This is a genomic window from Trinickia terrae (assembly GCF_005144415.1).
Classification (GTDB): Bacteria; Pseudomonadota; Gammaproteobacteria; order Burkholderiales; family Burkholderiaceae; genus Trinickia_A; species Trinickia_A terrae.
Map to the genome: position 1 here is coordinate 1 of NZ_SWJE01000008.1, position 19,349 is coordinate 19,349.

The 19,349-nt window shown below is 64.6% G+C and carries 8 protein-coding genes and 1 pseudogene; 5 read left to right on the forward strand and 4 right to left on the reverse strand.

The window, feature by feature from the left end; genetic code table 11:
* The 4 genes from FAZ69_RS15135 to FAZ69_RS15150 form a co-directional block, all read right to left on the reverse strand.
* A partial coding sequence (locus FAZ69_RS15135; protein ID WP_136895890.1) for an SDR family NAD(P)-dependent oxidoreductase occupies nt 1-173 on the reverse strand: 173 nt, incomplete at its 3' end.
* Nucleotides 174-222: 49 nt separating this feature from the next.
* A complete protein-coding gene (locus FAZ69_RS15140; RefSeq protein ID WP_136895892.1) occupies nt 223-963 on the reverse strand; it encodes an acetoacetate decarboxylase in 741 nt (246 codons plus the stop codon).
* Nucleotides 964-1,497: 534 nt separating this feature from the next.
* Nucleotides 1,498-1,725, reverse strand: coding sequence for a hypothetical protein (locus FAZ69_RS15145; protein WP_136895894.1), 228 nt, complete (start codon nt 1,723-1,725; stop codon nt 1,498-1,500).
* 276 nt (nt 1,726-2,001) lie between these two features.
* Entirely contained in the window at nt 2,002-2,982 is a 981-nt protein-coding gene (locus FAZ69_RS15150; RefSeq protein ID WP_136895896.1) for a beta-1,6-N-acetylglucosaminyltransferase, read from the reverse strand.
* A gap of 177 nt (nt 2,983-3,159) precedes the next feature.
* Between FAZ69_RS15150 and FAZ69_RS34570 the strand changes: the two are divergent.
* From FAZ69_RS34570 to FAZ69_RS15175, 5 genes and pseudogenes are all read left to right on the forward strand, one after another.
* A pseudogene (locus FAZ69_RS34570) lies at nt 3,160-3,294 on the forward strand (IS4 family transposase); the annotation flags it as partial.
* 250 nt (nt 3,295-3,544) lie between these two features.
* The gene (locus FAZ69_RS15160) at nt 3,545-5,632 is read left to right on the forward strand and encodes a two-partner secretion domain-containing protein (RefSeq protein WP_136895898.1); all 2,088 of its coding nucleotides are present in this window, start codon (nt 3,545-3,547) and stop codon (nt 5,630-5,632) included.
* A 56-nt stretch (nt 5,633-5,688) separates the two neighbouring features.
* Nucleotides 5,689-7,506, forward strand: coding sequence for a ShlB/FhaC/HecB family hemolysin secretion/activation protein (locus FAZ69_RS15165; protein WP_240702244.1), 1,818 nt, complete (start codon nt 5,689-5,691; stop codon nt 7,504-7,506).
* Nucleotides 7,507-7,518: 12 nt separating this feature from the next.
* Nucleotides 7,519-8,427: a peptidylprolyl isomerase gene (locus tag FAZ69_RS15170; protein ID WP_136895901.1), complete on the forward strand. Its 909-nt coding sequence runs from the start codon at nt 7,519-7,521 to the stop codon at nt 8,425-8,427.
* A 111-nt stretch (nt 8,428-8,538) separates the two neighbouring features.
* Complete coding sequence (locus tag FAZ69_RS15175) at nt 8,539-19,344, forward strand: two-partner secretion domain-containing protein (protein ID WP_136895902.1); 10,806 nt, start codon at nt 8,539-8,541, stop codon at nt 19,342-19,344.
* Nucleotides 19,345-19,349: the final 5 nt, after the last annotated feature.

Genomic DNA, 19,349 nt, shown 5'->3' on the forward strand with positions numbered 1-19,349 from the left:
ATGGCCTTGCCGCCGGCCTGCTTGATCTCGTCGGCCACCGCCTGCGCGCCCGCGAGGTTCAAGTCGGCGATCGCCACCGCGGCGCCCGCCTTCGAGAGCGTGAATGCGATTTCCTTGCCGATGCCGCTTGCGGCGCCGGTTACGACTGCTGTTTTGCCGTTGAGTGTCGTCATGATTGGTTGTCCTGGATGATGAGTGTGTCTGGGTTTGGCTTGATCTGGCTTAGCGGTCGAGGTAGTCGTGCACGACGGTGCCGAGGCCGAGCGTCAGGTCGGCGATGATGTGGCGCGCTTCGACGATTTCGAGCACGGGCAAGTCCGCCACGGGGGCGAGCGCATGCGGCTCGAGCTCCAGCGATGCCGGGCCGGTCCAGGCGCCCTTCATCTTGATGTCTTCCATGTAGTAGCGCACGAGCTCGCACACGCGCGGCGTGCCGTCGACGTGGGGAATGATCTTCAGCAGATAGTTCGGCCCGGCAAGGCGCTGCTTCTGCTGCTCGATATCGAGCTCTTTGTGCTTGTAGCCCATCGTGCCGGTGGCGACGCGCACCGAACCGTAGTTCAGCGTGCCGAGCAGGTGGTCCGTATTGACCTCGAGCTTCGGCGAAGCGAGCTTCTTCGGGAAGCCCCACAGCTCGCGGCCGCCGGCGATCGGCGGATGGTCGTCGAGATACATCGCGAGCGTGTAGCTGCCCGGCTTGCCTTCGTACGCGACCGGAATCACCTGGCCGCTTTCGGTGTAGTCGCCGAAGCCGGTCGAATCGGCCATGCGGATGAATTCGTAGTGAACGTACGGATCGGTGACTTGAAGCGGCTCGGGGACGATCTCGCGCAGAAGGTCGAGATCGGTGCGGTAGGTGATGATGAGGAATTCGCGGTCGTAGAACTTGTACGGGCCCATCGGGAACGCCGGGCTCGTGAGCGGCATGGCAAAGGCTTTCGATCGCACGCGGTCGGGACTCATAGGTACTCCTTCAGGAAGCGTTGAGCGGGAAAGACGTGGCGATATCCTATATGGAGGTCGTGTCTTTCGCGAGACGGCAGTGAGGAACAGATTGTTGCGATTTCTGCCCGGAATCGTCCAGCATAACGAGATGATTCCGTCTCATTTTCAAGCCTATGCGAAGAATCTGAGACGAGAATTAGCGCTGCTGCATTCGGCGTATCGACGCAGTGCAGCAACACGTATGGGAGAGTGACACAACCGCCGTTTTGATGCGTCGAAGTTGGGGGGAGCGAAGGTGCGATGCCGCGCCACGGCAAAGGTGAGGTTATTCGGGAGGGGGCGCCGGATGCCGAAACAAGGTGGGCTCGAACGCGCGGAAATTGTCCCCTGCGAGAAGCCGGTACACGCAAAAGTCCCTTTTTTTCAGGGGCTAAACGATTTGGATCGAAGCCCATCGGTGAGCGGCGAGCGCACCGCGCCTCACCGTCGGAGCGGGCGCACCCTCGCAAGGGTGAGCGTTTTCGGGAGCCTGGATTCTAGCAAGCGAGCCGGTCAGCCCGCGTAGATGCTCAGGTCGAAGTCCCCATGTGCCTCGGCCGTGCATTCCCGGCTGCCCTGGGGCGGCGGGTCTTGCGGGGCGGAAGGCGGCTCGGGTTCGCTATCCTCGGCTGCCAGCGCCGCCAGCTCGGCGGCCTGCCGGGCGGCGCGCAGCGCGGTGCATCGCTGGGCGCGCCGGATATCGGAGAGTGTGCGAACCAGACGGAGCGTCTTTTTCGACATGGCCTTCCCCTTTCGTTGCAGCGGTAACTTGACAAAGCACTTTAAGTTTACTTCGAGGGCGGCTGATAGATAACGAGATTCGTGGGAATGGCAACAGTTTGGGCGAGATTTTTTTGGGGGGCGTTGGCGGGGCGGGGAAGGCGGGTCGATCCGGCGACCTGGCAGTGTGCGGGGATGATTCGAGTCAGAGAATGCGGCGGGCACTTGTAGTCCCAAATATTGATCTTCGACAGTCTGGGATATCAGCAGGTAAGCAACAAGCATTCGCAAAAAATGCTACGAAAAACCAAGAACTCCATGATCTGCACGAAGTTTCACGTCAATCATATCCAGAATCGCGTCGCAAATATCGATGTCGAATTTTCTTGCAAATAAAATATTTCCTGATTCGGCTGCTGTTGCCAAGTCTTGGATATTACTCTTTGTCAACACTTCGGGCCCCGAGCTGTTCTTCGACCAGTTGGCGTACGTAATACAGGGCTTCGTTGCAATCGATGCGTCATCTTTCATGATGGCATTCACAATCGAGCCAAAAAAGATTTCATCTGGAACGTGGGTGTGCTTGTGAAATTCCAGATATTCGGGATGTTCTTGGCAGTACCTGGAGATCTTTGTTATCGTGGGGTGAGTCAATGCGAACCATTGCGTTCCTCCAACCAAATCGATTCGAGGTTTCGCTCTCGGTTTTGAAACCGCTTTTGCGATAGCGTAGATCTCGGGAAGCGGGGGGCGAACCTTGATGAGTTTTTTTACTACGGAAAAAAGAAGCAGTGGGTTGTAGAATTGCTTCGATCCAATATAGGGGATCCTTACGTAATCGCCGCGATTTTTGGAAAGGGTGAAGCGGTAGTATTCTGTTCTCTGTTTGAAATCGTTTGGCCATTTGATGTGGATCGGAGTGCGCTCGATGAAATCGATGTTGATGTTCTCCTCAAGAAAGCGATTTATATAAGCGTTCGAGACGATCGGGTAGTCCTGTCCGCTCAGTAATATAGTATGCCCGACGTGCCCGGAAAGGAGGACCTGCCTAATGCAGTTCAACGTCGTCTGCACCAAGCTGAAATCTCCCCATGCGCATCTTACCGCTGGCTCTACGAGTCGTACGTTTTTCATGTGACGCAGGTCTTTGAATTCTTCAATTGGACGATTCTTGTCTATGTGGACAAAGAATTTAGACTCGCCATCGCATAAGATTCTAATAAGCCTGTCAAGCTGATTTTGATTGCGGTGAGCCAGGATGACATAGTTCTTATGCATAATGATCCTCCTCCTTGAGCGATTGAAATTTTCGAGGGGAATGCTGATGATAAGACGTAGTGGATAACCCCCCGATATATTATGACTGCGACATTTGCATTTCAATATGGTTTTTACAGAACGGCGCAACCTGAGATCAGGGCCTCAGCTTGCCTTTGGCCTCGCGGGGGCTAACGCATCGGCTTATATCGGGCACGCTGGGAAATCGAAATCTTGCTCAACGTGCTGAAGAACGGTTGCCGCGTAGAGGCGCTGCCGTTGAGCGCGATCGAGCGGCTCGAGCGCCCCTTGGCGCTGTTCTTGGTGGCGGCTTCGGCGCGAAAGCCATCTGGCTTGGACTTGCAGGCATTACACGCCGGCGATAGTGCCGAGGAATTATGTGTAAGCCGATGGGCTGTAGGTAGTTAGAAAGTAATTGGAAAGGAAAAAATCCCCGTAAAAACCCTAAAGAATCCGCCCCAGCGGTCGAAAACGTCATAACAAAGCGCGGGTGCATAGGCATTCGCCCAAGACCAACAAGACCAATCGAGAACCACGGCGCAACCGGCGCCAGGCAGAACCAATGACAAACCGGTATCGAGGGCGGCGTCCATACAGCGGGGTATGGGGCGCTGCGAAGCTTATTGCTGTTTCGTTCGCGGCCTTGCCCATGGCGGCCTCTGCCGCCGGCATCGTCACCGACGGCGCAACGTCCACCACCGTCACCACGGCCGCCAACGGCCGGCAAACCGTCACTATCGCGCCGGCTGTCGGAGGCGTATCGCAGAACACCTATAGCTCGTTCAGCGTCGGCGCGGCAGGAGCGACGCTGGTCAACACCGGCATCAACGCCCGGACCATCGTCAATCAGGTCACCAGCACCAATCCGAGCCTGATCGAAGGGCAGCTCAGCGTGACCGGCCCGACGGCGAATGTCGTGCTCGCCAATCCGAACGGCATTACCGTGAACGGCGGCTCGTTTCTCAACATCGGCCACCTCGCTTTGTCTACCGGCCAGGTCAGCTTCAACGACGTGCAGGTCGGCAGCGTCACCCAGCGCAACGTCGTGCTCGATACGAGCACGGGCACGATCGTCGTGGGTCCGCAGGGGCTCTCGGGCGCGCTCGTCGGCATCGACCTGATCGCCAAGACCATTCTCGTCAACGGTCCGGTGACCAACACCTTCACGTCGTCCACGGCCTATGTGCGCGCCGTGGCGGGGACCGAGACGGCGACGCTCGACACCGGCCTCTCGCCGACCGACAACGCCAACGATTGGCTCACCGTCCAGGCGCCGTCGACGCTCGCCACGGCGAGCTCGTTCGCCGTCGACATCACCGCGGCCGGCAGCCTCACGAGCGGCAAGGTCCAGCTGATCGTGACGGACCGCGGCCCGGGCGTGAGAAGCGCCGGCCCGCTGAATGCGACACTCGGCGATTTCACGCTGACCTCGAACGGCAGCGTGCAGATCTCGGATGCGGCGATCTCGGTGGCGGGGAGCGCCACCCTGCAAGCACAGGATGCGATCACCTTCACCGGCAGCAGCCTGATCGCGAACGGCGAAGTGAAGCTGACGGGCGTGGGCATCACGCTGCAGCCCGACAGCAGCCAGACGGGCTCGGTCGTGTCGTCGTCGGGCTCGGGCGTGGTGCTGACGAGCACCGGCGACATCACCAACATCGGCTCGCTCGTGCAGGGTCAGACGCGGGCCACGAGCGACACGGCGTCGCTTGGCGCCGTCACGCTCAACGCGACGGGCAGCGTGCTGAACCAGTCGCTGCCGAGCACAGGGCTGGGCATCCTCTACGGCGTCAACGACGACGTCTCGGTGACCGCCGGCGGCAGCGTGACCAACGAGAACGCGCGCATTCTCTCGAACCAGAACGTCTCGGTCGTGGCGGGCGGCGACATGAACAACATCGTCGATCACACGAGCGGCGTCGACAACGGCGCGAGGACGAGCTATTCGAACACCGGCTGGAGCCTGCTGTTCTTCACGCATCGCTACGACGGCTTCGCGATCGACTACGGCGAGCTCGCCGATCCGAGCAAGCTGTCGTACATCACCGCCGATTCGGGCAGCGTGACGATCCGCGGCAACAATGTCGCGAACGTGGGCGGCTCGATTCTTTCGAACGGCGGCAGCATCGCGATCACTGCGAGCAACGCGCTCCTCAACCAGGCGGTCTTCACGGGCCAGGCGCACTTCGACCAGACCTGCTTCTTCCTCTGCCGCTCGAGCGCGTCGAGCACCGTGCAGGCCTACGGCGGCGCGATCGAAGCCAACGCGAACATCGCGCTCAAGGCGGGCACGCAGATCTCGAACATCGGCGGCGAGGTGCTCGCGCTCGGCTCGCTGACGCTCGATGCGCCGAAGACGCTCGCGAAGGCCGTGCTCGGCTACAGCGCGGTCAATCGCAACAACGACCTCAAGGCGTGGTTCGGCAGCAGCTGGTCGGCGATCTACGCGACCGATACGGGCGGCATCTTCTCGGCCGGCACGGGGCAGGTGGCGCTGACGGGCGAGGCCGACATCGACGGCGGCGCGTACAACGCGCCCGGCGGCGTGAATGCCGCGCTCGGCGTGGTGACGATCAGCAAGCCGTACACGCAGCCGGTGACGATCGGCGCGCACAACCACCTCGGGCTTGTTTCATGGTTCGGTCTGTGAAGGGGGCTGTGAAGCGGCCTATGAAGGGGCCTCTGAAGGGGCCTCTGAGTCGCCGCATGCCCCGCGTGGCGAAATGCGCGCTCGCGCTCCTGGCCGGCGCGGCGGCGGCGCGCGCCTATGCGCAGACGCCGCCCGGCGGCCCTCCGCCCGGCGCGGCCGGGCTACCGCCGGGCGGGTCGTCGCTGCGGCCCGAGCAGGACCCGGGGCAACGGCTTCTGCAGGAGCAGCGCGACCAGCAGCGCAACCAGCAGCTGCAGCAGGCGCCCGCGCAGATCGCCGTGCCGGAGCAGCCCCCATTGCCGAACCTGCCGGAAGGCGCGGACGTCGAGACGCTGCCCGACGTCGAGCCGACGTTCAAGATCGAGCACGTCGACTTCGCCGGTCTCATTGGCAACAGCGTGCTCAAACCGCGCGAACTCGATGCAATCACGCAGCCCTTCATCGGCAAGCATCTCGGCCGCAACCGCATCAACCTGCTGCTCAGGCGCCTGACCGAGGCGTTCATCGCGCGCGGCTACATCACGACGCGCGCTTACCTGGGTCCGCAGAATCTGTCGTCCGGCACGCTGAAGATCAACATCGTGGCGGGCCGCGTCGCCGCCTTCACGCTGAACGGCAAGCCGCTGCGGCCGCGCGATCCGGACTCGAAGCCGTTCGAAACCTACGGCGGCGGCCTGCTGACCGACAACGGCACCGCCTGGGCATTCGGCGAAAGCCAGGGCGACGTGCTGCGCCTGCCGGACCTCGAGCAGGGCGTCGAGCAGATCAACCGCCTGCGGCGCAATCAGGCCGAAATCCAGATCATGCCGGGGCAGGCGCCGGGCGATTCGGTCGTCGCGATCGCGAACCACTACGGCGACCGCTTCTACTACGACCTCGGCGTCGACAACTACGGCAGCTCGCAGACCGGCACGCTGCGCTATCGCGCCGACGTCGAAGCGGACAACCTGATCGGCCTGCAGGAATCGCTGTCGCTCAACTACGTGGGCTCCCAGGACACCAACGCGCTCGTGTTCTCGGCGGCGGTGCCGTTCGGCTACCAGACCGTGAGCTACACGACGTCGATCTCCGAATACCAGCAGACGATCGGCGACACCGCCTTGCTCGAAGGGCGCACCTTCAGCCAGATGCTCGGCTGGAACGACGTGCTCACGCGCTCGCACAGCGGCAACGTGAGCCTCGACGTGACGCTGAACAAGATGCGCATCGAGCGCAGCGTCAACGGTTTTTATCTGTCGCCGCAGGACTTGACGGTGCTGCGCGTCGGCGTGAACGGGCTGTATCGCTACGTGATGCACGATCAGGCCGCGGCGGCGACCTGGGACGTCGGCATCTCGCAGGGCCTGCCGTGGCTCGCGGCGAGCCACGATGCCTCCGGCATCGGCAATAGCGACGCCCACGCGCAATTCACGAAGGCCGACGCGAGCGGCACGCTGCAGTTCGCGCTCGGCACGCTCGCCAAGACCGCGTGGACCTATCGCGGCACGCTGCGCGGCCAGTTCAGCCCGGTCGCGATGTTCGGCAACGAGCAGATCTTCCTCGGCGGCATGGACTCCGTGCGCGGCTTCACCGAAGGCGGCATCAGCGGCGACAGCGGCCTCTATCTGCGCAATGAAGCTGCTTGGGAAAACGCGCCCGCATGGCATGACGCGCGCCTCGAGCCGTACGTGTTCGTCGACGGCGGCAAGGCGCACCTGGTCGCGCAAGGCGGCTGGCCGACGCTGATGGGCGCGGGCGTCGGCACGCGCCTGCAATGGCGCATCGGCAAACAAACGATGTCGAGCGAGGTGCTGCTCGGGCAGGCCCTGATTCAACCGGCCGCGCTCGGCAAGAAAGCCACCGTAGTGCTCGCCACGCTCAACTGGTCCGAATAAAGGAGAACCAAGATGAACGATCGACTGAACCCGTCTCTGACTAAAGTCGCCGTGCGCGCGAATGCGCTGTGTCTCGCGCTGGCGGCGGCGTTGATGCCTGCTGCTCACGCGGCGAATGCGCCTTCGAAGAGCGAGAAGGCTGCGGCTGCGCAGAGCGCATCGGCGGCGCTGCCCGCCAACGCCGTCGCGCGCGTGAACAACGTGACGATCACGCAGGACGAGCTCGATCAGGCCGTGCGCGCGAGCAACGCGCCGGACACGCCCGCCTTGCGCACCGCGCTGAAGAATCAGCTGATCGCGCGCGAGCTGTTCCGCCAGGCCGCGGCCAAGGCGCACTACGACACGCGAGCGCAAGTGGTCGCCGCCGTCGAGCAGGCGAAGACGATTGCGATGACGCAGGCCTACCTACGCGACCAGGTGAAGCCCGCACCCGTCACCGATGCCGACGTGAAGGCGAAGTACGACGCGATCGTCGCCACGCTTGGCGAGAACGAGTACAAGCCGAGCGTGATTGTCGTGAAGGACGCCGACACCGCCAACAAGGTTCTCGACCAGCTGAAGAAGGGCGCCGACTTCGCGCAGCTCGCGAAGCAGTACAGCCAGGGGCCTGACGCCGCGCAAGGCGGCGCGCTGAACTGGATCTCGTTCAAGACGCCGATCCAGCCGGGCAACACGCAGAACTGGCCGCAGCCGCTCGCCGAGGCGCTCGTGCAGCTGCCGCAAGGAGCGGTGTCGAGCGCGCCGGTGCAGGTGGGGGATGCGTACTGGATTCTGCGTGTGGACCAGAAGCGCCCGACGCAAGTGCCGCAGTTCGATCAGGCGAAGGACGCGCTGCGCAAGCAGCTTGAGCAGATCGCGCTGGAGAAGGCGACGGCGCAGGTGGTGACCGATCTCGTGAAGAACGCGCAGATCCAGCAGTAACGCAGCACGACGCAAAACAAGCAGCAAGACCAGCCGCAGCGAGCGGCTGGCTGACCGGCGAGCGATCGCACAAAACGTAGCGAATAAGAAAGCAGCACGATCGAGAACGATATGAAGCCATCAACGCGGGGTAGTTTGCGGCAACTCGAGCACGCACAAACGGCGCGCGAGGATGCATTGGATGAGGCGCTGGAGCAGGCGCGCGAGGCGGATCATGCTGCGTCGCGTTTGATTGCTCCTGTAAGCGCACAGCCACGCGCTTACCGCTGGTGGCAACGCACGATCAGCGCGCTGGTCGCGATGGCGCTCTTCGTCGGCCCGATCACCGTGACGGTCGAGCAGGGCCGCCAGGCCGCCGGCATCCTCGCCGCAGGCAGCCAGCGCCTCGATGACGACGCCTGGCAAGTCATTCAGGACCTCGCGTCGCTGCCGTCGTTGCGTTTGCGCTTCGCGATGCAAGCGGCGCAGGCCGCCCCGATTACCGACCCCACCGCGCCGATCTCCTTCCAGCCCAAGATCACGCAAAGCACGGGCGCCAACGGCGGCGTGCCGGTGGTGAACATCACCGCGCCGAACAGCGCGGGCATTTCGCTCAACCAATATCAGAGCTTCAACGTCGACCCGGTCGGCCTGATCCTGAACAACAGCCTGATCTCGGGCACCACGCTCACGGGCGGCAACGTCGCGGCCAACGCGAACCTGAACGGGCGCACGGCGAGCGTGATCGTCAACCAGGTCACCTCGACCGGCACCGCGTTCGCGAGCCTCTTGAACGGCCCGCTCGAAGTGTTCGGCTCACCGGCGACGGTGATCATCGCCAACCCGAACGGCATCATCACGCAGGGCGCGGGTTTCACCAACACGATCGGTGTGACGCTCACGACGGGCGTGCCGCAGTTCCTGACAGGCGTCGGGGGCACGGCGACGAGCTTCGCGAACGCGCAAGCGCTCGGCTACAGCGTGACGGGCGGGCACATCCAGATCGAGGGCAACGCGGGGGTGAACGGCCCGGGCTCGGGGATCGAAGGGACGGTGGGCACGATCGACCTGATCGGCGAGACGATCGGGATCAATGCGCCGCTGTACGCGGGCAACCGCATCAACGTGATCGCGGGGCGGCAGTTCGTGACGCCGCAAGCGGTCGACAGCAACGGCACGACGACCTACGCGACCTCAACCAACGGCGCGACCAACACGGCTGCGGCGATCAACGCGAACAACGGCTACGCGATCGATGCGACCGCCTACGGCGCGATGACGGCGGGCCAGATCCAGGTGATCGGCACGGCGGCGGGCATGGGGGTGCGCACCGACGCGCAGCTGGCGGCGAATGCGGGGGACCTGTCGCTGTCGGCCAACGGCGACGTGCAGATGGCGGGCAGCATCGCGCAGAAGCAGGTGAACGTGCAGTCGAGCGGCAACGTGATCTTGACCGGCTCGCACGTGGGGATCGGCGGCTACACGATCAACGCCAACGGGGACGTGACCTCGGCGGGTACGTTGCAGTCGGGCGGCGACGTGAGCCTCACCGCAGGCGGCAATATCACGACCAGCGGCAACGTGAACCTGGACGGGAACCTGACGCTCTCCTCCGGGCAGACCACCACGATCTCGGCGCAGACGACCGCCAAGCAAACGGTGACGGTGACAGCGGGACAGGCCATCGCGGTCACAGGGTCGCTCGCGAGCGGCACGGCGCTGACAGCGAACGCACAAGGCGCGTTCAGCGCGGCGGGCTCGGTGCTGATCGGCACGGACGCGACGATCCACGGCGGCAGCATCGACGTGGCAGGCGTGCTGATCGCGCAGAACAACGGGACACTGAACGCGCAAGGCGACCTCACCGGCAGCGGCTCGATTGCGATCGGGCAGAGCGGCACGCTGACCACCGGCAATGACGTGTCGCTGACGGGCAAGCTGCTCGCCAACGGTCTGACCGTGACGGCAGGCAACAGCGCCACGTTCGCCCAGGTGCAGGCGGGCGGGGCGTTCGGCGTCGTCGCGAACGGCGCCTCAGGTGGCACAACCGGTGCGGGCGACGTCACGTTCAATGGCAATGCGGCGGTGGTCGGCGCAACGACCGTGCAGGCCGCACGCGATGTGATCGTGAATGGGACGCTGGCGGGCGGTGCGCAGGTCGGGCTCACCGCGTCGCGCAACGTGATGGTGAATGCGGGCGGCACGCTGCAGTCGGTGGGGGATATGTCAGCCACCGCCACCACTGGCAGCGTCACCTCGACGGGCACGATCAGCAGCGGCGGGGTGCTCGCGGCGCAGGCGGGGCAGGATGTGTCGCTCGGGGGCACGACGAGCGCGACGGGCGACACCACGCTCACCGCAGGCCACGACGTGACGATCGGCGGCTCGCTCGCGGGCAAGGGCAATGTGACGTTGAGCGCCGGCAACTCGGCGACGCTGAACAACGTCCAGGCCAGCGCGACGCTCTCCGTGACGACCCAAGGCACGGCTGGCGGCGGCGACATCACGGTGAACGGCCTGGTCGCCTCGCTGACGAGCGGCACGCTGAACGCCGCGCAGAACGTGACCGTGAACGGCACGCTGCAGACGGCCTCGACGCTGGGCATCACGGCGGGGGCGAACACGTCTGTGGCGGGCACGGTGCAGTCGAACGGCGACCTCACGTTCACCAATCACAGCGGCGCGCTGACCAGCACGGGCAACATCACGTCCGGCGGGAATCTCACGGCCAACGTGCAGTCGCTCGATCTGGGCGCGTCAAGCAGCACCTCCGCACTCGGCGACATCACGCTCACCGCTGGCCAGAACCTCCAGATGGATGGCAGCGTGGTCGGCCAGGGCAACGGCACGCTGAACGCTGGCGGCACGATCACGGGCGCCGCGAGCGCGGCGTTCGGTGCGGCCGCGAACCTCACCTCGGGCGGCGACACGAACCTGACCGGCTCGCTGCGTGCGGCGACGATTCAGACCAGCGCGAGCGGCAACGCAACCTTCCACAACGTGCAGGCGGCGTCCACGCTCTCGCTGAACGCCCAGAACACGCTGAACGTGACGGGGGCGGTGGCGGGCGGCTCGACGGTCGCGCTCAACGCGGGACAGGACATCGCTATCAGCGGCTCGCTGCAGTCGACGAGCGACACCAACCTGACGGCGCTATTCGGCAGCGTGGGTCTGGCAAACCTAGCCTCCATCGCCAGCAGCGGCGCGCTGAACGTGCTGGCGGGCACCGACATCAACCTGGGCGGCACGACCACCGTCGCGCTCGACACGCAGCTGAACGCCGCCCGCGACGTGAACGTGACGGGCGCGATCAGCGGCCAGGGCAATGGTCTGCTGACCTCCGGCCGCGACATCGGCGGGGCGGGCTCGATCAGCTTCACGCAGGCGGCGACGCTTGCAGCGGGCCGCAACATCGTCCAAGGCGGCCTGATCCAGGGCAGCACGGTGCAGGTGACGGCGGCGAACGATGCGACGGTGAACAACGTCGAGTCGGCGACGACGATCGCGCTCACGTCGGGCAAGTCAGGCACGGGCAGCCTCACGGTGACCGGCGGCGCGGCGTCCACCGGCGCGATCACGGCGAGCTCGGCGGGCGACGTGACGATCACGGGCACGGGAAAACTGGCAAGCGGCACGACGGCCACCGTGACGGCGGCCAACACCCTCAACGTGGCCGGGGCGATCGAATCGAACGGCGACGCGGTGCTCACCGCTCAGCAAGGCAGCCTGAACGCGACGGGCGGGATCAACAGCGGCGGCAAGCTGACCGTGACGACGGGGCTGGACCTGTCGCTGGGCACGAGCACGAGCGCGGTGGGGGACGTCACGCTGACGGCGGGCCGTGATGCGGTGCTCAACGGCACGCTGGTGGGGCAGGCGAACGGCACCGTGAGCGCGGGGCAGGACATCGACGGCCCGGGCACGCAAGGGTTCACCGACGCCGCGCTGTACACCGCCGCGCGCGACATCACGCTCACGGGTTCCCTCTCGGGCGGCACCACGGTGACGCTGACCGGCCAGCGCAACGTGATGGCGAGCGGCACCGTGTTGTCCGTGGGCGACCTCAATGTGACAGCGACGACCGGCAGCGCGGCGCTGACCGGCACCACGACCGCCAACGGCGCGCTGAACGTCACCTCCGGCTTGGACACGCAGTTGGGCGGGACGATCAACGCGACGAAGCCGGTCACGGCGAACGCAGGCCGCAACCTCCTGCTGAGCGGCGCGCTCGCCGGCCAGGCGGGCGGCACGCTCACGGCCACGCAGGACATCAGCGGCGCGGGCTCGGCGGCGTTCGCGCAAGCGGTGAGCGTGAGCGCGGGGCACGACGTGGCGCTGACGGGCTCGCTGCAGGGCTCGGCGGTTACCGTGACGGGCCAGAACAACGCGGGACTGGGCAGCGCGCAGGCGACGGGCGGCGACCTGAGCGTGACCGCCAAGGGCACCGCGGGTGGCGGCAACATCGCGTTCGGCAGCACGGCGACGGCCTCCGGCAACCTGACGCTGACCGCGGCGAACACCGTCAACGCGGCGGGCGCGCTCAACGCGGGCGGCACGACGAAGATCACCGCGCCGGGCAGCGTGACGCTCGCGAGCGTGAACTCGACGGGCGACCTGACGATCACGGCGGGCGCGGGGCTCGCGGCGAGCGGCAGCGTGACGACCAACGGCAACCTGCTGGCGACGGCGGGCAACGACCTGTCGCTGGGCGCGGCGCTCGCGAGCGGTACCGTGAACCTGCAGGCCAAGGGGCTGAACGGCGCGGGCGACGTCGGCGTGACGGGCACGCTCGGCTCGGGGGGCGCGACGAGCGTCACCGCGGCGCGCGACGCGAGCGTGGGCGGCGACGTCTCGAGCGGCGACGCGGTGACGATCACGGCGGCGCGCAACCTCACCGTCGGCGGCAATGTCGGCACGGGCGCGGATACGGTGCTGACCGCAACGGCGGGCAACCTGAGCGTGACGGGCACGACGACGGGCACCGGCAATCTGAATGCGACGGCCGGCGGCACGCTGGCCTTGGGCGGCGAACTGGTCAACGGCGACACGACGCTGACCTCGACCGGCACGGCGACGCTGACGGGCGCGTTCTACGGCCTGGGCGCGGCCACCGTCAACGCCGGCGCGATCGCGGGCGGCGGGGCGCTCACGTTCGGCAAGGACATCAATCTCACGGCCAGCACGGGCGGCATTACGCTGGGCGCGATTCAGGGCGCGGGACAGCTGCTCGCCACGTCGAGCGGCGACATGGCGTTTGGCGCGAGCACCGCGGTCGGCAACGTCACCGCGACCTCGAAAAACGGCAGCGTGACGTTCAACGGTCAATTGCAGACGGGCGGCAACGCGCAGATCCAGGCGGCCACGAATGCGACAGTGACAGGCGGGATCGCGTCGATGGGGACGGTGAACGTCACGGGCACGAACGGGAACGTGACGGTGGCGGGGGTGTCGTCGAACGGCGATGCGACGCTGACGGCGGGCCAGACGCTGACGCTCTCCGGCACGAGCACGGTGGCGGGCCAGCTCGCGCTCACGGGCGGCAACGTGACGCTGAGCGGCAAGGCGAGCGGCTCGAAGAACGTCACGGTGACGGCGCACAACACGCTCGACGCGAGCCAGGCGATGCTGGTGTCGACGCAGGATACGAAGCTCTCGGGCGCGAACGTGACGCTTGGGAATCTGGTGGTGGGCGGTGCGTTGACGGCGAAGGCGACAAATCAATTGTCGATCGCGTCGGGCAGCGCGGTGGATGTGGTTGGCGCAGCGACGCTCACCGGACAAAGCAGCTTCACCAACGCAGGGCAGGTGCTCGCAGGCGGGCCGCTGAACGTGTCGGCGGGGAACCTGACGAACGCCGCGAACGCGTCGCTGGCCTCGACCGGCGCGACGACCATCACCGCGACGAACTTCACGAACGCGGGGATCGTGAACGGCGCGACGACGACCGTCAACGTGACGGGCGGGCTGACCAATAGCGGCTCGCTGCTGGGGCTGAACGCGCTGACGATCACGACGGGCACGCTGAACAACCAGAACGGGCTGATCTTCGCGGGGGATCCGAATACCCAGAACTCACCGACGACAGGGGACCTGTCGCTGACGATCACCGGCGGCGGCAACGCGTTCAATAACGCCAGCGGTCAGTTGCTTGCGCAACGCAATCTCACGCTCGGGGCCAACAACGCGACGTTCGATCCATCGCAAGGGACGATCAGCCAGGGCGGGCAGCTGTCGATCACGGCCGGTTCGATCAACGTGGCAGGGACCTGGAACTACGGCGGGCAGAGCGTTTCGATCTGGGGCATCAACGGGATCACGAACACCGGGAAGATGACAGGCACGGCGCCGCTGACGATCACGGCCGGCGGCCAGTTTGCGAACTATGGACAGGTGATCGGCCAGGACGTGACGGTCAACGGCTCACTGTACAACGTTGCCAACGCGGTGATGCATGCGGACAACGCACTGACGCTGAACGGCGATGTGACCAACCGCGGCACGGTGGAGTCGGGCAATACGCTGACGGTGAACGGCGGGAATTACGACAACCAGGGCGCGCTGACGCAGACGCAAGGCAACGCGACGTTCAATCTGGGCGGCACGCTGCAGAACACCGGCGGGTCGATCTTTGCGGGCAACAACGTCACCATCAATGCGGGTGCGGTGGTGAACGATCAGACCGCGCCGACTGGCAGTACCACGACGACGGTGGTCAATGATCCCAATGTGCTGTGGTCGTCGGTGGTGGGTACAGAGAATTGGGGGATTACGTATTGGGTCTCGGGAGATACGGGCCACGACGCAAATACACAAGTGACAACTACCGCAACGCTCGGCGATCTCCTGTCGCCAACGGGGCTGTCGAATGCCACGCAGAAAGTGGTCCTGGATCCCTTCAGCCTCATCTTCAGTTCGTCCGCGGTTTTTTGTTCCTCTCTTACCGTTACCTGCCCAGATTCGGTCTTCCCGGCTCTTTCCGCCCCGGTATCCGGGTCGGGCTCCGTCAGGTTCGGCGAGTTCTCCGTACAGATTGGCGAAGTCCCGGACAGCGGCTCTCCGATATATGGCCTTGTTTGGCTGCCGGAGACCAGCCCTATGGGGGGCGAATGGAATTCGGCGACGCTTGCGTTGCCGACCGTCTATGAGACGAGAACGACCCAGCAACTGGGAACGGCTGGCGTGATCTCCGCAGGGGGCTCAATCTCGCTGACAGCAAACTCGCTGTCGAATCAGGGCGGGCAAATTGCGGCACAAGGCAATGTGTCGCTCAACATCCAGTCATTGAGCAATGGCGCGGTGGCTCCGACACTGACATCGGGGGTAACGGATTGGGTCGATCCGGGACAGTTTTCGGCGTTGTTGAGTGAGATCGAATCGCTCTGGGGCAATTCGGGAATAGAAGAGTACTGCCCCGGCAGCTGCTCTTCGACGACCATTTCGCCGGTCTCGTTTCAGCTCTCATCCGGCTCGGCGGGGACATCGACTTCCTCGCTCACCTGGTCTTCGCCAACCGGCATGGTCGCCGCGGGCAACAACCTGACGGTGAGCGGCGGCAATCTCGTCAATGGCGGCTTGCTCTACGCGGGCAATGACGTCGCGGTCAATGCCGCGAGCCTGACCAACCAGGGCGGCAACCAGCAGAACTTCTCGTCGCAAGTGGGCTGCGCGTCCGGCGTGCCGGACTCCGCTTGCGACAACCGTGTCGGCGCGCCGCGCGGCAACAACCCGACGACCACCACGTTCAGCTACAGCGAGAACGACGCGACCATCTACGCAGGCCACGATCTCGTCGTCGCCGCGGGCCAGGTCAACAACACCTTCGGCAACCTGCTGGCGGGTCACGACATCGTGATCGGCGGTGTGGGCACGACGGCAACGTCGACAACGCCCGCGCAAAGCCTGAACAACACGTCGGGCAACATCGTCGCGGGCAACAACATCACGCTGAACGTTTCGGGGGCGATCACCAACACCTTGCCGCCGCCGGTGCCGGTCCATCAGAACTACGGCACCAATGAGCAATACAGCGGCTGCATGACCGCAGGCGGCTACAAGGAGAGCTACTGCGAAGGCTACGTCGACCAGCAATCGGGCAGCTCGTCGGTGATTAGCGCCGGCAACAACTTGCAGATCAACGCGGGCAGCCTGACCAACATCGGCAGCCTGATCGCGGCAGGCACGAGCGCGACGATCAACGTCGCAGGCCCGGTCGTGAACGAGGCGCAGACGCTGAACGCGTATTGGCACTCGCACTGGGTGCAAGAGACCGGCGACTTCAGTCCGGACAAGCGCCACGATATTTGGGCCTGCGGCTCGGTGGCAGAGTGCACGGCGCTATACGGCAGTGCGTACACGAACGTAGGCGGCTCAATCGACCCGCCCACGCCGGTAGGCAACATCGCCGCGACGATCCAGGCGCCGAATCTGACGATCACGTCCAACGGGCAAATCCAGAACGTCGGCAACATCCTCGGCACGTCGGTGACGCTCACGGGGCAGCGGCTGATCAACGGCATCACCACGGCGAACACGTACACGCCGCGCGTGAACGCGCCCTCGCAGGTGATCTCGCTGAGCCCGGTGGACTTGCCGGGGCTGAACCTGTCGCTGCCGAGCGCGTCGACCGGCTCGGTGCCGACGGCGGTGGCGGGGACGGCGTCCTATGTGGAGCAGTCGCTGGGAAGCTCGTCGCTCCTGGGCCCGCAGCAACTCATCAGCGCATTGCCGTCAAACCTGCAGCCGAGCTCGACGCTGTTCTACTACAACCCGCAGGAAGAGGACTTGCTGTTGCAGCAGGCCGCGCTGAAGCAGACGGGGCAGTCGAGCTTCGTGAGCGGGCTGAGCTACGACAGCACGAACGGCTTGTCGGTGACGGATCAAGAGAAGGCGATCCTGTACCAGAACGCGATCAACTACGCGAAGCAGAACAACCTGCAACTGGGCGATGCGCTGTCGCAAACGCAGATCACTGCGCTGACGCAGCCGATGCTGTGGTACGTCGAGCAGACGGTGCCCGACCCGAGCTGCAAGGCGGTGGGCACGATGACGTGTCCGACGATCACCGCACTGATGCCGCAGGTGTACCTGCCGCAGAACGGGAGCGCGCTGTCGGCAGGCGGGAATATCGAAGGCACCAACGTCACGCTGAACTTCGACCAGAACGGCCAGGGCAGCATCCTCAACACGGGGACGATCACCGCGTCGAACACGCTGACGGTGAATACGCAGTCGCTGACGAACGAGGCGAATCAGGTCGACGTCGGCAACATCTGGAGCAAGGTCAAGGGCGGCTACGTCGATACGACGGGCACGCAGGTTCAGCCGGGCGGATTCATGAGCGCGGCGAACATGGATCTGAACGTGCAGACGCTGCAGCAGATCGGCGGGGCGCTGCAGCAGCTCAATGCGGATGGTACGGTCAATCAGGCCGGCACGCAGCAGATGCTGGCGGCATTGCAGCAGCAGTTGGGCGCGAATTTCACGCAGACCAGCGTCAGCGACAATCTGCACACGAGCTTTACCGCAGAGGGGGGATTTGGTGTTGGCCAGTTGGCCTCGATGATCGCAGCGGTGGCGCTATCCGCGATGGGCATGCCGGTGCTTGGCGCCATGTTGGCCGCCACGATGAACGAACTAGTTAGCGGTCAGGGACTTAACCTCGGCAGCATCATCGAGGCGGGAGTGGTGGCGTATGCGACCGAAGGCCTTGATTCCGGACTGGGGTTGAACGATCTGCAGCTTTCCAACGTGGGCAGTGACATCGCCGCAGGGACGGCGAGTGCAAGTGAAATTGCGCAGGGTGCAGTAGAGGTCGTCGGCCAGAGCGCGGTATCGGCGGCGGTCAATACTGTGGCGTACGGAGGCAGCTTCGGGCAGGCCTTCGAATCGGGCCTCGCCAGCAACCTTGCGGCGGCGGGCGCTGGCGCGATCGGCGAGGCAAATAGCGAAGGGTTCTTTACTAATACGTTTGGAGACTTTTCCACGATTGCGTACGCTGCAGCTCACGCAGCGTTGGGGTGTGCTGCTGGTGCGGCTGAGGGAACGGGGTGTGCAGGTGGGGCCATTGGCGGGGCGGTGTCGGCCGCAGCGACGCCGTATATCGGTGCTGCGGTTGTAGGGAATGACGGTGCAGCGTCGCCTGCACAAGGCGCGACAATTACTGCGCTCTCTACGTTGCTTGGCGGGGCGGTAGCTGGTGCGCTCGGGCAGAACGTGCAGGGCGCTGCCACGGCGGCCGATAACGAAGCGCAAAACAACTGCAACCTGCACGAGTGCTGGCAGAAGGTGGTGGACACGTGGAACAGCGGCGTCAGCACAGCGAACAACGCGTTCAATCAGATTGCATTCCATTTGCCGGACAATGTTGTGTCGGCGACGAACGCTGGGCTGTCTGTACCGGCGACGGACTCGGCGACGAACCTTGACTTGCTGAAGGGGATTGGCAACGTTGGGTTGAACTTGGCGACGTTCTCCTTGCCGGGGTCGCCGGACTACATTCCGTACTTCCAGTACAGCAACTCTGTGGTGGGAGGGATTGGCGAGATGTATGGCCTGGGCGGGGCCAGTGCACTCGCATCGGGCTGGTTGGCGAGCAGCAAAGTCGCCACAAACAGCAGCGTTGGCTTCGATACGTCCAACCTTGAGAGCAAACTGAACGGATATTTGCTTGACGCGGCACATCCGCAGAACCAGACGAAAGCAAACTGGTTTAGCCAAGCCCTTGGCTTTGATCAGAGCAACTGGCAGGATCTTGCATCGCAGTTGCGTTTTGATCCTGCCACCGCGGTAGCGACGAAGACTACCCAATACGGGCAAACCTATGAGCAGGTCCTCCCGATCACGGGCGCGAACGGAAAGACGATCAACACGACGTTTGTGTTCATGAAGGACAACTCGGGTACCGTTCGGTTTGTGACGGGAATTCCTACGAAAAAGTGAAAGCG